The sequence below is a fragment of the Thalassobacter sp. 16PALIMAR09 genome, assembly GCF_000765485.1.
In the GTDB taxonomy this organism is placed as follows: Bacteria; Pseudomonadota; Alphaproteobacteria; order Rhodobacterales; family Rhodobacteraceae; genus Thalassobacter; species Thalassobacter stenotrophicus.
On sequence record NZ_JHAK01000007.1, the window covers coordinates 36,862 to 51,249 of the forward strand.

Annotated in this window: 11 protein-coding genes; 4 read left to right on the top strand and 7 right to left on the bottom strand. The window is 60.3% G+C overall.

From position 1 onward, the window contains the following. The first annotated feature begins 10 nt into the window (after positions 1–10). The gene (gyrB, locus tag PM04_RS13450; protein ID WP_038007768.1) at positions 11–2,425 is read left to right on the top strand and encodes a DNA topoisomerase (ATP-hydrolyzing) subunit B; all 2,415 of its coding nucleotides are present in this window, start codon (positions 11–13) and stop codon (positions 2,423–2,425) included. Positions 2,426–2,556: 131 nt separating this feature from the next. Then, positions 2,557–2,976, top strand: a complete 420-nt coding sequence (locus PM04_RS13455; protein ID WP_038007771.1) for a universal stress protein — start codon at positions 2,557–2,559, stop codon at positions 2,974–2,976. Here PM04_RS13455 and PM04_RS13460 read toward each other — a convergent pair. From PM04_RS13460 to PM04_RS13480, 5 genes are read right to left on the bottom strand one after another with little or no spacing between them, the layout of a single operon-like run. Beyond that, positions 2,973–3,371: an ACT domain-containing protein gene (locus PM04_RS13460; protein ID WP_038007773.1), complete on the bottom strand. Its 399-nt coding sequence runs from the start codon at positions 3,369–3,371 to the stop codon at positions 2,973–2,975. The two genes, PM04_RS13455 and PM04_RS13460, sit on opposite strands and share 4 nt — an antisense overlap. Further along, complete coding sequence (locus PM04_RS13465) at positions 3,368–5,446, bottom strand: membrane protein (protein ID WP_038007774.1); 2,079 nt, start codon at positions 5,444–5,446, stop codon at positions 3,368–3,370. The genes PM04_RS13460 and PM04_RS13465 overlap by 4 nt, the downstream gene beginning before the upstream one ends. Before the next feature lies 1 nt (position 5,447). Next, the gene (locus PM04_RS13470) at positions 5,448–8,192 is read right to left on the bottom strand and encodes a DUF4159 domain-containing protein (RefSeq protein WP_038007776.1); all 2,745 of its coding nucleotides are present in this window, start codon (positions 8,190–8,192) and stop codon (positions 5,448–5,450) included. After that, the gene (locus PM04_RS13475; protein WP_038007778.1) at positions 8,189–9,079 is read right to left on the bottom strand and encodes a DUF58 domain-containing protein; all 891 of its coding nucleotides are present in this window, start codon (positions 9,077–9,079) and stop codon (positions 8,189–8,191) included. The genes PM04_RS13470 and PM04_RS13475 overlap by 4 nt, the downstream gene beginning before the upstream one ends. Continuing rightward, positions 9,076–10,080: a MoxR family ATPase gene (locus PM04_RS13480; protein WP_038007780.1), complete on the bottom strand. Its 1,005-nt coding sequence runs from the start codon at positions 10,078–10,080 to the stop codon at positions 9,076–9,078. Before PM04_RS13480 ends, PM04_RS13475 begins: the two co-directional genes overlap by 4 nt. 72 nt (positions 10,081–10,152) lie before the next feature. Between PM04_RS13480 and PM04_RS13485 the strand changes: the two genes are divergently transcribed. Beyond that, positions 10,153–10,719, top strand: a complete 567-nt coding sequence (locus PM04_RS13485) for a DUF1285 domain-containing protein (protein ID WP_038007781.1) — start codon at positions 10,153–10,155, stop codon at positions 10,717–10,719. Positions 10,720–10,790: 71 nt separating this feature from the next. Beyond that, positions 10,791–11,021, top strand: a complete 231-nt coding sequence (locus tag PM04_RS13490) for a DUF2798 domain-containing protein (protein WP_038007782.1) — start codon at positions 10,791–10,793, stop codon at positions 11,019–11,021. On the opposite strand, the gene PM04_RS13495 is transcribed toward PM04_RS13490, so the two are convergent. After that, positions 11,018–11,545 carry a pseudouridine synthase gene (locus tag PM04_RS13495; RefSeq protein WP_038007783.1) on the bottom strand — a complete coding sequence of 176 codons (528 nt, stop codon included), beginning with the start codon at positions 11,543–11,545 and terminating at the stop codon, positions 11,018–11,020. The two genes, PM04_RS13490 and PM04_RS13495, sit on opposite strands and share 4 nt — an antisense overlap. Before the next feature lie 6 nt (positions 11,546–11,551). Continuing rightward, positions 11,552–14,356 carry a DNA polymerase I gene (gene polA / locus PM04_RS13500; protein ID WP_038007784.1) on the bottom strand — a complete coding sequence of 935 codons (2,805 nt, stop codon included), beginning with the start codon at positions 14,354–14,356 and terminating at the stop codon, positions 11,552–11,554. Positions 14,357–14,388 lie beyond the last annotated feature (32 nt).

The following is a 14,388-nucleotide window of genomic DNA, read 5'->3' on the forward strand; positions in this document are numbered from 1 at the left end:
GTCTGTCCACATGGCTGACGCCACTCAGACGCCGGAAACATACGGCGCCGATTCTATCAAAGTTCTCAAAGGCTTGGAGGCTGTGCGCAAGCGGCCCGGCATGTACATCGGGGATACCGATGATGGCTCCGGTCTGCACCACATGGTCTACGAGGTGGTGGACAACGGGATCGATGAGGCGCTGGCCGGACATGCGACCCACGTAAGTGTTAAAATCCACGCCGACAGCAGTGTTTCTGTGCGCGACAACGGCCGGGGCATTCCGGTGGGTCTGCACGAAGAAGAAGGCGTCTCTGCGGCCGAGGTCATCATGACCCAGCTGCACGCGGGCGGTAAATTCGACAGCAATTCCTACAAGGTGTCGGGTGGTCTGCACGGCGTGGGCGTGTCGGTTGTGAACGCGCTTTCGGATTGGCTGGAGCTGCGCGTTTGGCGTGAAGGCAAAGAGCATATTGCGCGCTTTGAGCATGGTGACACCGCAGAGCATCTCAAGGTCGTCTCCGAGACTGAGGAAACCGGCACCGAGGTGCGTTTCCTTGCCTCGCTCCAGACGTTCTCGAACCTCGAATACAATTTCAAAACGCTGGAAAACCGCCTGCGCGAGCTTGCGTTCTTGAACTCGGGCGTTCGGATTATTCTTGAGGATGAACGCCCCGCTGAGCCGCTTCGGACCGAGCTGTTCTATGAGGGTGGTGTGCAGGAATTCGTGCGCTATCTGGATCGTTCAAAAACCAGCGGCATGGCGGACCCGATCTTTATCACCGGGGAAAAGGACGACATCGGGATTGAGGTCGCGATGTGGTGGAACGACAGCTACCATGAGACGGTTCTGCCCTTCACCAACAACATTCCTCAGCGCGATGGCGGCACCCACCTTGCGGGTCTGCGCGGCGCACTGACGCGGACCATCAACGCCTACGCCCAATCCTCCGGGATCGCCAAGCGTGAGAAGGTGAATTTCACCGGGGATGACGCACGTGAGGGTTTGACCTGTGTGCTATCCGTAAAAGTGCCTGATCCGAAATTTTCGAGCCAAACCAAGGACAAGCTGGTCTCATCTGAGGTGCGTCCGGCGGTCGAAGGTCTCATGAATGAAAAGCTGTCGGAGTGGTTCGAAGAGCATCCGAATGAGGCCAAAACGATCGTTTCCAAGATCATTGAAGCCGCTTTGGCCCGTGAAGCCGCGCGCAAAGCCCGTGAACTGACACGCCGTAAAACTGCGATGGATGTGGCTTCGTTGCCGGGTAAGCTGGCCGATTGTCAGGAAAAAGACCCCGCGAACTCCGAGATTTTCTTGGTCGAGGGTGACAGTGCTGGCGGGTCCGCCAAACAGGGTCGCTCGCGGCGTAATCAGGCGGTTCTGCCCTTGCGTGGTAAAATCCTGAATGTGGAACGCGCGCGTTTCGACCGGATGCTCGGCAGCCAAGAAATCGGCACGCTGATCACCGCTTTGGGCACCGGGATCGGCCGTGACGAGTTCAACATCGACAAGCTGCGCTACCACAAGATCGTCATCATGACCGACGCGGACGTTGACGGCGCGCACATCCGGACGCTTTTGCTCACGTTCTTCTTCCGGCAGATGCCCGAAATCATTGAGGGCGGGTTCCTCTACATCGCGCAGCCGCCGCTCTATAAGGTGTCGCGCGGGAAGTCCGAAGTGTACCTCAAGGACCAAGCGGGCTTGGATGATTATCTGGTGGCTCAGGGCCTTGACGGAATGGTTCTGCGCCTGCCCTCCGGTGAGGAATTGGCGGGTCAAGACCTTGCACGCGTTGTAGAAGGCGCGCGTAGCTTCAAGCGGATTTTGGATGCGTTTCCAACGCATTACCCCCGTCGTATCCTGGAGCAGGCCGCCATCGCTGGCGCCTTTGATCCCGGCAAAGCGGACGCTGATTTGCAGTCCGTCGCGGATGCGGTCGCCAAGCGTCTGGATCTTGTTGCTTTGGAATACGAGCGCGGGTGGACGGGCCGGATTACACAAGACCACGGCATCCGCTTGGCACGCGTTCTGCGCGGCGTTGAGGAGGTGCGGACACTTGACGGTGCCGTTCTCCGCTCAGGCGAGGCACGCAAGCTGGCCGATGTCGCCGAGCGCACACGCGAGGTCTACAATGACCCCGCGCGTTTGCAGCGCAAGGAGCGTGAAACGATCATCCACGGCCCGCAGGAATTGCTGGCAGCCGTGCTGGCCGAAGGCGAAAAAGGCCTGTCATTGCAGCGCTATAAGGGCTTGGGCGAGATGAACCCAGACCAATTGTGGGAAACCACGTTGGACCCTGATGCGCGTACGCTCTTGCAGGTAAAGATTGAAGACCTTGCCGAGGCTGATGACGTTTTCACAAAGCTGATGGGCGATGTGGTGGAACCCCGCCGCGCCTTCATTCAGGAAAACGCGCTAAGCGTGGAAAACCTCGACTTTTAAAACAAACGGTGCGCCGGGACAAAGCTGACCCAGCGCACCGACATCCCTCCCCGATCTCAATCCTTGCAGAATGCCCCAAAAGCGGCTGATGTTTGAGTATATCTCTGGCTGGCCAATTGGGAGAGGCTTGAATGTTCAAAACAGTCTTGATCGCCGTTGATGTCTCTGAAGAGGCAGAAACCCAACGCATTTTGTCCGCAGCCAAGGCCCTGACAGCGGACTGGGACTGCGCGTTGCATGTCGTCAACGTTGTGCCCTCCGTCGGGATGGCGGTTGTTGGCTCTTTTTTATCCGACGATTTTGAGGCGCGCAGCAAAGAGGCCGCGCATGTCCAGTTGATGGAGGCAATCGCCGACGCCAACTTGAACGCGCGCACCCATGTTTTGACCGGCAAAGTATATGACATGATCCTAACGGAGGCTGAGGCCTTGGGCGCAGACCTCATCTTGGTCGGATCACATCAGCCAGAGCTGCAGGATTTCTTGCTAGGGGCCAACGCCGCTCGCATTGTGCGGCACGCCAAGGCATCGGTGCTGGTCCTGCGCGATTAGCTCTCGGCCGCCAATTGGGCCAATATGGCCATCGCATCATCGGCACGGTCTTCGGGCACAAAGAGGTGGTCGTGATAGAACCCCGACACCGGGTTAACCCCCATGCCGCCCTTGGCGAGTGCCGTTGTGATCCGGGCCAAAAATCCGACCGCATCCAAGGCTGAGTGAATGTTCAACGTGATCATTCGGCACGGAAATTCATAACTCCATCCAAGCGCTTCCGCTTCGTCACGCAGGACGATGAATGTGGTGCCCTCAGATTCTTGGAAGACCATGCGCGGGACAAGATCGGGTGGGATGCCTTGCCCCGGTCGAGACACGAAAACGTAGGTTTCTGGCTGAAGCACTGCATTTAGGCTCCGCAAAAGCGTCGCTAGATCATGTTCACCGCTCATGCGCTTTTGCGTCCTTCCCGTAACCAAGCAAACACAGTCAACAGTGCGGCCAGCATCAAAAACAGCCATGGCGGCACCAGCGATGTAATCCGCAGGCTAGTGGTCTGAAAGGCTTCGCGTGGGGTCAATCCAACCCACCCACGTCCTGTTGCGGTGCGGCCTTCGCGCACCGTGCGCAGGTCCGGTGTGCCGTCCTCCAACAATGCTGCACCGCCTCTGCGGGCCGCAAGCACGTTTGCGATCGGAGCAGCACTTGCGATTGTGTCTACAAATTCGCGCGGAGCGGCAGGGCCAAGGGCAAACACAGTCTCTTGGTCGCCTTCGCTCAGCCGATACAGACCTTGCTGCGTGCCCGTGAATTCGGCAACGAAGCGGCCCGGTGTGTCTTCATTCAGCGTGAGTGCGAATTCAGTTCCATCGGGGCGCGTGATAACCACCGTTTCTGGTGTCCCGCTCAGGGTGCGCCGCGTGATCGTGACGACCTGTCCAACGGCCGATGCGGTCAGGGCCTCTTCCTCCAACTCTGGCTCTTTCATCATCCAATGGGCGAGGCGGCGCAGCAGTTCCAACTGCGGACCGCCGCCTTCAAACCCGCGATCCCAAAGCCAGACGTGATCAGAGGCCAAGAGCGCGACACGACCTTCGCCCACGCGGTCCAGAACCAACAGCGGCGCGTTATCAGGCCCTTCCATGACGGTTTGCGCGTTGGGTTCTGTGCGCAGCTCGGTCATCCGGAACCAGCGACCCCAAGGGGCTGTCCCGTCGGTATCCGCGCTCCCCGGGCCAAAGGCTTCTAGGCCTTGTGTGACCGGGTGGCGGCTGCCCATTTCGGTGATTGCGGGGGCAAAACCCTGTTCCACGACACGGGCCGTTGGGGCCGCGGGCATGATATCTTCTAGCGGCGATCTATAAAGGCTATCGGCCGAAGCGAAATCCGGCCCTGCGGCGACTAAAACTGCCCCACCTCGCGCCACGTAATCCGCCACATTCGCGAGGTAGAGCGGCGAAAGGATCCCGCGACGGCGGTAGCGATCAAAGATGATAAGATCGAATTCGTCGATTTTTTCGAGGAACAACTCCCGTGTCGGAAAGGCAATGAGCGAGAGTTCCGTCACCGGCACCCCGTCCTGTTTGCCGGGGGGGCGCAGGATTGTAAAATGCACAAGATCAACGGCTGAATCCGCCTTTAGCAGATTGCGCCATGTCCGTTGCCCGGGATGGGGCTGACCAGACACCAACAGAACGCGCAGGCGATCGCGGACGCCGTTGATCTGGACAACGGCGCTGTTGTTGCGGGTCGTCAGCTCACCCTCCGCCTCGGGCAGGGTGAACTGCAGGATATTTATGCCGCCATGTGGCAGGACCAAAGGCACCTCTAGGTCCCGGCCCAAGGGGATGTCGAATGTCCGTGGAGCATTGCCGTCGATTGAGATTTGCACCGGTGTGCTGATCGCGCCGGCAGGGGCCGCACCCAGATCATCAGCGCGCAATGTGATGGTGAATTCTTCATCCAAAATCGCAAATGCGGGCGCGTTGCGCACGCTTAGGCGACGGTCCCAATCGGTGCTGCGTCCGGTTTGCAGCAGGTGCGTGGGCGCGGGGATGTCGGGTGCCAGTTCTGCGTCATGGATCTGTCCGTCAGACAGGATCAAGGCACCGGCCACGCGGGCGCGTGGGGTCTCTGCCAACAGGTTACCAAGGGCCGCCATCACGCGCGTACCAGCGTTGTTTTCCCCGTCACCAATACGCACGACGCGGGCATCCATGCCCAACTCGGTGATCCGATCAAGCGTGTCCTCAAGGGCGGCTTCTGTCTGCGCGCGACGATCGCCCAGCCCTTGGCTCGCGCTTTCGTCCACCGCGATCAACACGATGTCGGACAGGGGGCTGCGGTCCTCGGTCTGGAGCGACGGGTTGCCCAGTGCCAGCACCAACGCGGACGCGGCCAACAATCGAAGCCACCATCCGGGCAATCGACGCGCCGCGCACAGCGCGCACAAGGCGGCCATCATTAGGGCGATGCCTGCCAATAGGGTGATTGGGATCAGCGGGTCAAAAAGCACAGATTGCGTCATGTCATTGCCCCAACCGATCCAACAGCGCGGGTACATGGACTTGGTCCGATTTGTAGTTGCCCGAGAGCACGTGCATCACAAGATTGATCCCAAACCGATAGGCGATCTCGCGTTGGCGTTCGCCCGCAAAGCCGCGCCCCACGGGAAACAGATGTTGGCCGTTTGCGTTGGTGGCCCAGGCCGCTGCCCAGTCGTTGCCTCCGATCAAGACGGGTGTGACGCCGTCGTTCAGGGTGCGAAACGGGATGCCTTCGACCTCTTCGGCATCAGGTGCGGCCTCGACCCAAACATCGCGCGATGCGTGCCGCCCGGGAAAGTCCTGTAGCAGATAAAACGTGCGCGTTAGAACGTGATCCGCTGGCAGTGGTTCCAGCGGCGGAATGTCCAGCGGTCGTGCGATGGCCTGTAGGCGGCGGGCATTCGGGCTGGTCCCGCCAAAGCGGCTGACGTCGGCGTCACGCGTATCGAATACGATCATCCCGCCACCGCGCAAATAGCGGTTGAGCGCGCTGTAGGCGGCATCACTTGGGATCTGCTGGCGCTCTGTAATTGGCCAGTAAAGCATAGGAAAAAGGCTCAGCTCATCGCGCTCAATATCCACGCCAAGGGGTGGTTCTGGTTCAACTGATGTGCGCCGGGTCAGGGCTGCAGATAGCCCGGCAAGACCCGCTTCAGACACATCATCCATCCGCGCATCGCCGGTGATGACATAGCCAAGGCGGATGTCTGTGCTTGCCAGTAGGGCAAGGGCCTCATCCGTCGCCAAATTGTTTTGAGCGTGGGCGGGCGGGATCGGCATCAGCATAGTTGCCAATCCGGCTACCAAAGGCATCGCACCGCGCAGGCGCCCGCCCAACCACAAGGACGCCACAGCGTCGATCGCCAAAAAGAACAATGCGAGGGTCAGGAACAAGGGCATAAGCAGCAATTCCGGTTGGGTGGCGACGCCCTCTACGGGTAAGTTCAACGGCCATTCCGCAAGCGTGAGCGTGTCCTCAGCCCCCAAAACATTCAGCGCCACGCGCCGTTCAAGCCCGGCATAAAGCCCCGGGGGCAGTTCGGGGCCTAGCACGCCTTCGGCCAAGACCGTTCCGCTGACACCGGCAAAGCGCGCGGCATCTTGGGGCAGACCAAAGCCGTCCAACACCACCGATGGCACCCATGTCACACCGGCTAAATCCTCTGCCTCGGGGGTTGCGGGGCGGGTTGAGATTGCGAGGCGTTCGAGCATCTGCACAAACAGTCCCGACAAGGGCAGGTTGGACCACTCCGCGTTGGCCGTGACGTGGAACAGCACGACTTGGCCCTGTCCCATCACCTTTCGTGTCACTAATGGCGTGCCGTCCGCGAGCGCCGCGATAGAGCGTTCGGCCAAGGTCGGGTCCGGCTGCGCCATAACTTGGCTGGCAATGGTGACATCGGGCGGCACGGGCAGGCCAAAAAAGGGTGACGTATCGGCAAAGGGGCGTAGGGTCTTTGGTTCACCCCAACTGAGCGCGCCGCCGATTGTGCGGCCACCGGTGCGCAGGCGCACGGGCATCAGGGGGTCCTCTTCGGCGCGGCTCACGTCGGATCCGGCCAGCCGAGGCCCGGCAAAGCGTACGAGCAGTCCGCCGTTTTCGACCCATTCCGTCACGGCCTCCGTCTCGGATGCGGTGAACTGTGCGACATCGGCCAAGACCAACACATCAGGATTGGCCAGCAACATGTCGTCAAGCGCCCCTTCGATCAGGTCAGCGGTCGGTGCTAATGCGCGGTTCAGATAATAAAGCGGTGAGAGCAGGTCTTGGGTTTCGGCGTCTGCCTCGGCGGTCAAAAGTGCGACCTCGCGCCTTTGCAGCGCATCGTCCGTCAGGCTGACCGCCCCGGCGGAGCGTTGGCCACCGATTTCAAACCTCTGCACGCGGTTGCGCAACTCCGGCGGGAGGGAGAGCTCTAGCGTTGCAGTGTTTTCGCCATCTGCAAAGCTAAGCATGCCGGTGGCCAGCGTTGTGACAATACCGTCCGGACCCGGCCCAATTGCGTTAAGCGGATAGTCGGCGGCCACCCGGGCGCGGGCCGCACGCATCGCCGTCAGAGTGATGATCCCATCGGCATAGCTGGGCGGGACTAGGCCTAGCACCGGCTGCGGGCTTTGGATCACGCGTGACGGGGCCAAAGCTGCAATGGCAGCGTCCCTGTCGCGGGCAAGGCCATCGCTGAACCAAACGACTTCGCCTATGCCCTCAAGCCCGGACGCCCAATCGGCAACCGCTGCGTAATCGGGGGCGTAGGGCGCGGGGCGGAAACCTGTCAATTCGGGCAACCAGTCGCGCGGCGCGCGGAATTCGGGCGGTGTGAGAGGGCCTGTCAGAGGCTGGATCGCAACGGTGCGTTCGGCCCGTGCGGCCTCCGTCAGGATTTCGCCCAAGCGTTCTATGCGGGCTGGCCAGTCGCGGGCCGAGGCCCAGCTTGCGTCCATCACGATCAACATTGGGCCTGAGCCCTCAGCCGGTGTGCGTGGGTTCAAAACGGGCCCCGCAAAGCCCACGATGACGGCGGCAACTGCAAGCGTGCGCAGTACCAATAGCCACCATGGAGTTTTGTCCGTTTCGGCGTCGTCGTCACGTAGGCCCAGCAATAGGGCCACGCCCGGAAAGCGGCGTTTTGTGGGGGCTGGCGGCACTGCGCGCAGCAGCCACCACAGGATCGGCAGTGCCAGAAGAGCCAGCAATAAAAGGGGGGCTGCGAAGGACAAACCGCTCATCTCGCACGCTCCAACGCGGCATAGAGCCATAGAAGTGCAGGCTCAGCGGAGCCATCCGTGTGATGGCAGTAATAACGCCAGCCAGTCCGCGCGCACAGGGTTTGAAGGGTGGCTTTGCGGGCGGCTAGTCGATCAAGGTATGCGTCGCGCAGGGTCTTTGCGCGCATGGTTTCAAATTCGACCGCGCCGGTCATGGATTGAAATACGGTTCGCCCATCGAAGGGAAAGCTTTCTTCGGTGGGGTCGAGAACATGGACAATCGCCCCTTTCACGCCGCGGTCCGCTGCGGTGGTAAGGGCCGTCTCGGTCGCCGTGATGTCGCCCATAAAGTCGGAGAAAAACACGCCGCGCGATCCGTTAGGCAGGACTTGGGGGCGCGGGGCACCATAATCAGCGGCCTCGCTTGGGTCCATCAGGGCGCGCGCCATGTTGAGCAGCTGCGCTTTGCCCGAGCGGGGCGGTTCCGGCAGGTTCATCAAGCCGATCCGCTCGCCCGCGCGTTGGGCCAGGATCGCAATCGCCATGCCAAGGGTCTGTGCGCGTCGGAGTTTGGAGGGGCGGTCTTTGTGTCCCGAGTATGTCATGGACTCTGCGTCATCGACCCAGAGCATGACCGATTGTGCGGCCTGCCATTCGGTTTCGCGCACGTAGTGGCCGTCGCTGCGGCCAGATTGGCGCCAATCGATCCGACGCCGAGAATCGCCCGGTTGCGCGGGACGGTACTGCCAAAAATTGTCGCCCTGACCGGCCCGTTTACGCCCATGCTCCCCCAATAGAACCGTTGCGGCAAGGTGCTGTGCGTCCGCCAACAGGGCGGGCAGATAGGCCGAAACCTCCTCGGACCGAGCGCGCAGCGTATCGGGGGTATGGAGCGTTGTGTCGCTCACGCGGCGGCGTCCACATGGGTGACGGTTGCGGTGACCTCGCGGATGACATCAGTCAAAACACGCCCCTCGGCGCGCGCCGCAAAGCTGAGCGCCATGCGGTGCGACAACACTGGCATCGCAAGGGCGGCTACATCCTCGGGCGAGGGGGCAAGGCGGCCATCCATCAGTGCCCAAGCCCGTGATGTCAGCATCAGGGCTTGTGCCGCGCGTGGGCCGGGGCCCCATGCGACAGTGTCGCGCACAATGGCCGGTGCTTCGGGCGCATTGGGGCGGCAGGCACGGACCAGATCAAGGATCATGTCGACGGTTGCGTCGCCAACGGGCATGCGCCGAATAATACCTTGAGCGTCAATCAACGCCTCGGGGGTGAACACTTGTGTGGGTTTGGCCTGCTGTGTGCCGGTCGTGGCCAGCAGGATGTCACGTTCGGTGTCGCGATCCGGATAGGGCACGTCGATCTGCACAAGAAAACGGTCCAATTGCGCCTCGGGCAGGGGGTAGGTCCCTTCTTGCTCAATCGGGTTTTGGGTGGCCAACACGTGAAAAGGCGCGGGCAGTTTGCGGGTTTGGCCCGCAACGGTGACCTCACGCTCCTGCATGGCTTGTAGCAGTGCCGATTGTGTCCGAGGCGAGGCGCGGTTGATCTCATCCGCCATGAGAAGCTGGGCGAAAATCGGCCCTTCGATATAGCGAAACGCACGGCTGCCGTCGGGCGCAGTTTCCAGCACCTCAGAGCCAAGGATATCGCCCGGCATCAGATCAGGTGTGAACTGGATGCGGTTGCCGTTCAGGCCCATCACCGTCGATAGCGTTTCGACCAAAAGCGTTTTGCCCAGCCCCGGCAGCCCCATCAACAGCGCGTGCCCCCCCGACAGCATCGCCGCAAGCGACAGCCCGACAACAGTGTCCTGACCAATAATCGTGCCGGCGATCTCGGATCGGGCCTCTCGCAGTTTGTCGCCGAGTGCGTCAATTTCCTTGATCATGGCGTCATCAGACATAGGCTCTCTCCATGCGGGCGTTTACAGGCGTCAGTATGCAGATATGACGAATGGGCTGAATGGCAAAGAGACATGAGCGGACAAAACATCGTGAAACCGAACCCCGAGGGCATAGCTGCCAGTATAAACGCCACAAAAAAGGGCCGCGGATTGCCGCCTGTGCACCTGTGGAATCCGCCCTTTTGTGGGGATATAGACATGCGCATCGCGCGCGATGGCACGTGGTTCTACGAAGGATCAAAAATAACACGCCCCGGTTTGGTGGGGCTATTTTCGTCGATCCTTAAACTTGAGGACGGCAAGTTTTTCCTTGTGACCCCTGTGGAAAAGGTCGGGATCACGGTAGAGGACGCCCCTTTCGTGGCCGTCGATTTTGAGCAGAACGGCGCGGATATCGTGTTCGAAACCCACGTAGGCGATAGCGTCACTGTTGGGCCGGAGAATGCCGTCCGTATCGATGTCGCCGAGGATGGAGAGCCGTCGCCCTATTTGCATGTCCGGGCAGGCCTAGAGGCGTTGATCGACCGCAAATCGTTTTATCGGTTGGTTGAGGTCGGCGCGCATCATGAGGGCATGTTTGGCATCTGGTCTGGTGGCGCGTTCTTCCCGTTTGTAGAAAGTGCGGCTTTGCAGGACTGACCTGTGCGCGCGTGCATGTGGCGCGCCTGTGCGGGGTGCGCTAGGTCTCGGGCAACTGGAAAGGACGTTTCATGATCCCTGCACGCTTTGCCCCTGTGGTTTTTGGTTTCATCTTATCGGGGCTGATGTCGCTAATAGTGTCGGGCATTGCGACGCTGCGCGCCGTTGGCGTGCCACCGGATATTTTGGCCAAATGGATGGGCAGTTGGGCATTTAGCTGGGCTGTGGCATTCCCCACCGTGTTGGTCGTGGCCCCGCTGGCGCGCCGCTTGGTGGCGCGTTTGGTCCGAAACGAAGGCTAGAGCTCAATCCACTTACCCGGTGCGATGCCCTCCAACGACCAGTCCCCGATACGCCACCGCACCAGCCGCAAACAGGGCAAACCCACGGCGGCACACATGCGCCGAACCTGACGATTGCGCCCTTCGGTGATGGTCAATTCAAGCCATGCATCTGGCACGGTTTTGCGCACACGCACGGGTGGATCGCGGGGCCATAGGTCGGGCGCGGGGATTTCGCGGACCTTGGCGGGCCGGGTCTTGCCATCCTTTAGCGTGACTCCCCGGGCCAGTTGATCCAACGCGTCACCGTAGGGCGTGCCCTCGACCATCACAAAGTAGGTTTTTGGCACCTTGCGCTTGGGCGAGGTGATCTGCGCCTGCAACTGCCCGTTGTCCGTCAGCAGCAAAAGCCCCTCGCTGTCGCGGTCCAAGCGGCCAGCGGCATAAACGCCGGGCAGATCGATGTGATGCTTTAGCCCCGGCCATTTCCCCTCATCGGTGAATTGGCTCAGGACATTCATCGGTTTGTTGAACGCGATCAGCATGCGACGTTAGTGGGCCTGTGCCCAGTTCGCGCCCTGACCAGCCTCAACGTTCAGCTTCACATCCAGATGCACCACGGGGTCGGCCGCGCCTTCCATGATGTCACGAGCCACGGCGGTCAGTGTGTCCACGGCGTCTTCATCGACTTCAAACAGCAGTTCATCGTGCACCTGCAACAGCATCTTGGCAGGCAGATCAGAAATAGCGGCGGGCATCCGGATCATGGCGCGACGGATAATATCAGCCGCCGTCCCTTGGATCGGGGCGTTGATTGCGGCGCGCTTTGCAAACCCGGCGGAGGGGCCTTTGGCGTTGATCTCAGGCGTGTGGATTTTGCGACCAAACAGCGTTTCGACCCGCTCATGTTCTTTGGCGAATTTGACGGTGTCATCCATATAAGTGCGGATGCCAGGAAAGCGTTCGAAATAGGTGTCGATGAAGGCCTGCGCCTCGGCGCGCGGAATGCGCAGATTGCGTGCCAGACCAAAACCGGAGATGCCGTAAATTACGCCAAAGTTAATCGCTTTGGCTTGGCGACGCACGTCTGAGGTCATCTCATCGAGGGGTACGCCAAACATCTGCGAAGCGGTGATTGCGTGGATATCTTGACCGTCTTTGAACGCCTGTTTGAGAGCATCAATTCCGGCGACATGGGCCAAAATCCGCAACTCGATCTGAGAATAATCGAGTGCAACGAGCACTTTGCCCTCATCCGCGACGAACGCCTCACGAATGCGGCGCCCTTCCTCGGACCGGATGGGGATGTTTTGTAGGTTCGGATCAGTCGACGCCAAGCGCCCCGTGCTTGCGCCCGCAATAGAATAGGACGTGTGAACACGCCCAGTATCGGGGTTGATATGGTCCTGAAGCGCATCGGTGTATGTCGATTTCAGCTTGGACAACTGTCGCCAATCAAGAACGCGAGCGGGCAGATCATGCTCGGTCGCGAGGTCCTCTAGGACATCGGCACCAGTGGAATACTTGCCGGTCTTTGCGCTTTTCTTGCCGCCTTCTAGCCCCATTTTATCGAACAGAATTTCGCCGAGCTGCGCAGGCGATCCGACGTTAAAGCTTTGTCCTGCCAGTTCGTGGATTTCGGCCTCAAGTCCCGCCATCTTTTGGGCGAATGCATTGGACATCCGGCTGAGCGTGTCGCGGTCGACCTTGATCCCAGTTCGTTCCATCTGCGCGAGAACGGGTACAAGAGGACGTTCGAGCTTTTCATAGACCCGCGTGACCTGGGCCGCTGAAAGGCGAGGCTTAAGGATTTGCCACAGGCGCAGCGTCACATCTGCGTCTTCGGCGGCATACGGCACGGCATCGTCGATGGGCACACGATCAAAGGTGATCATGGATTTTCCGCTCCCCAAGAGGGACTTAATCGGGATCGGCGTGTGGTTCAGGTACTGATCCGCCAGCTTGTCCATGCCGTGCGTGTGCAACCCAGCATGTTGCGCATAGGACAACAACATCGTGTCGTCGATAGGTGCCAGCGTGATCCCGTACTTGGCAAAGATCTTCATGTCGTACTTGGCGTTTTGCAAGATTTTCAGGACTGAAGGGTCCTGTAGCAAAGGCCGCAACAACGCGAGGGCGTCTTCTAGCGGGATTTGCCCCTCCGCGAGGGCGTCATTCCCGAACAGGTCATCGGCGGCCGCGCCCTTGTGGGTCAGCGGTATATAGGCCGCTTCGCCCGGCTCGACGCAAAGGCTGACACCCACCAAATCGGCGGTCATTTCGTTCAGTCCGGTTGTTTCTGTGTCCACAGCGACGTAGCCGCGCGCATGCGCCTGCGCGATCCATTTGGCCAGCGTTTCGGTGTCGCGGATGCAGGTGTATGTCCCGGTGCCCATTGCGGGGGCTTCTGGGGCTTCGGGCGCGTCTGGGGCTGTGATTTCAGGGGCGGCAGGGGGTTCTACGCCCATGCGGTCGGCGATGCGTTTAGTCAGGGTGCGGAATTCCATCTGATTGAGGAATTTCAACAAATCCTCCGCCACGGCATCGCGGATTTCGAGCGACTCTAACGTGAACGGCAGGTCCATATTTTCGTCGAGTGCGACCAGCCGTTTGGACAGTTCAATCTGGGCGCGATGCTCGATCAACGTCTGGCGGCGCTTGGGTTGTTTGATCTCTTCGGCGCGGTCCAACAGGTCCTCTAGGGTGCCGAATTCGTTGATCAAGAGGGCGGCTGTTTTAATCCCGATGCCGGGTGCGCCGGGCACGTTGTCGACGCTATCGCCCGCAAGGGCCTGCACATCCACAACACGCTCTGGTCCCACGCCAAACTTCTCAACCACACCGTCACTATCGATGCGCTTGTTTTTCATGGGGTCCATCATCTCAACCCCGCCGCCGACAAGCTGCATGAGGTCTTTGTCAGACGAGACAATCGTCACCCGGCCACCAGCCGCGCGCGCCTGACATGCGAGCGTTGCTATGATGTCGTCTGCCTCAAAGCCTTCGATCTCTTCGCAGGCGATGTTAAAGGCGCGGGTGGCGTCGCGGGTCAGGGGGATTTGAGGGCGCAAATCCTCGGGCATCGCGTCTCGATTGGCTTTGTATTGGTCATACAGGTCATTGCGGAACGTATGGCTGCCCTTGTCAAAGATCACGGCGACATGGGTGGCTGCGTCTGGGCCGGAATTGCCCTCAACATAGCGTTGCAGCATGTTGCAAAACCCGCTGACCGCGCCGACCGGCAGGCCATCGGATTTGCGCGTTAAAGGAGGCAGCGCGTGAAAGGCGCGAAAAATGAAGGCCGAACCGTCGATGAGGTGCAGGTGGCACCCTTTTCCGAATTGCGTGTCTGACATGATATTCCCCTGTTCGCCGTGCGCATGGTTCT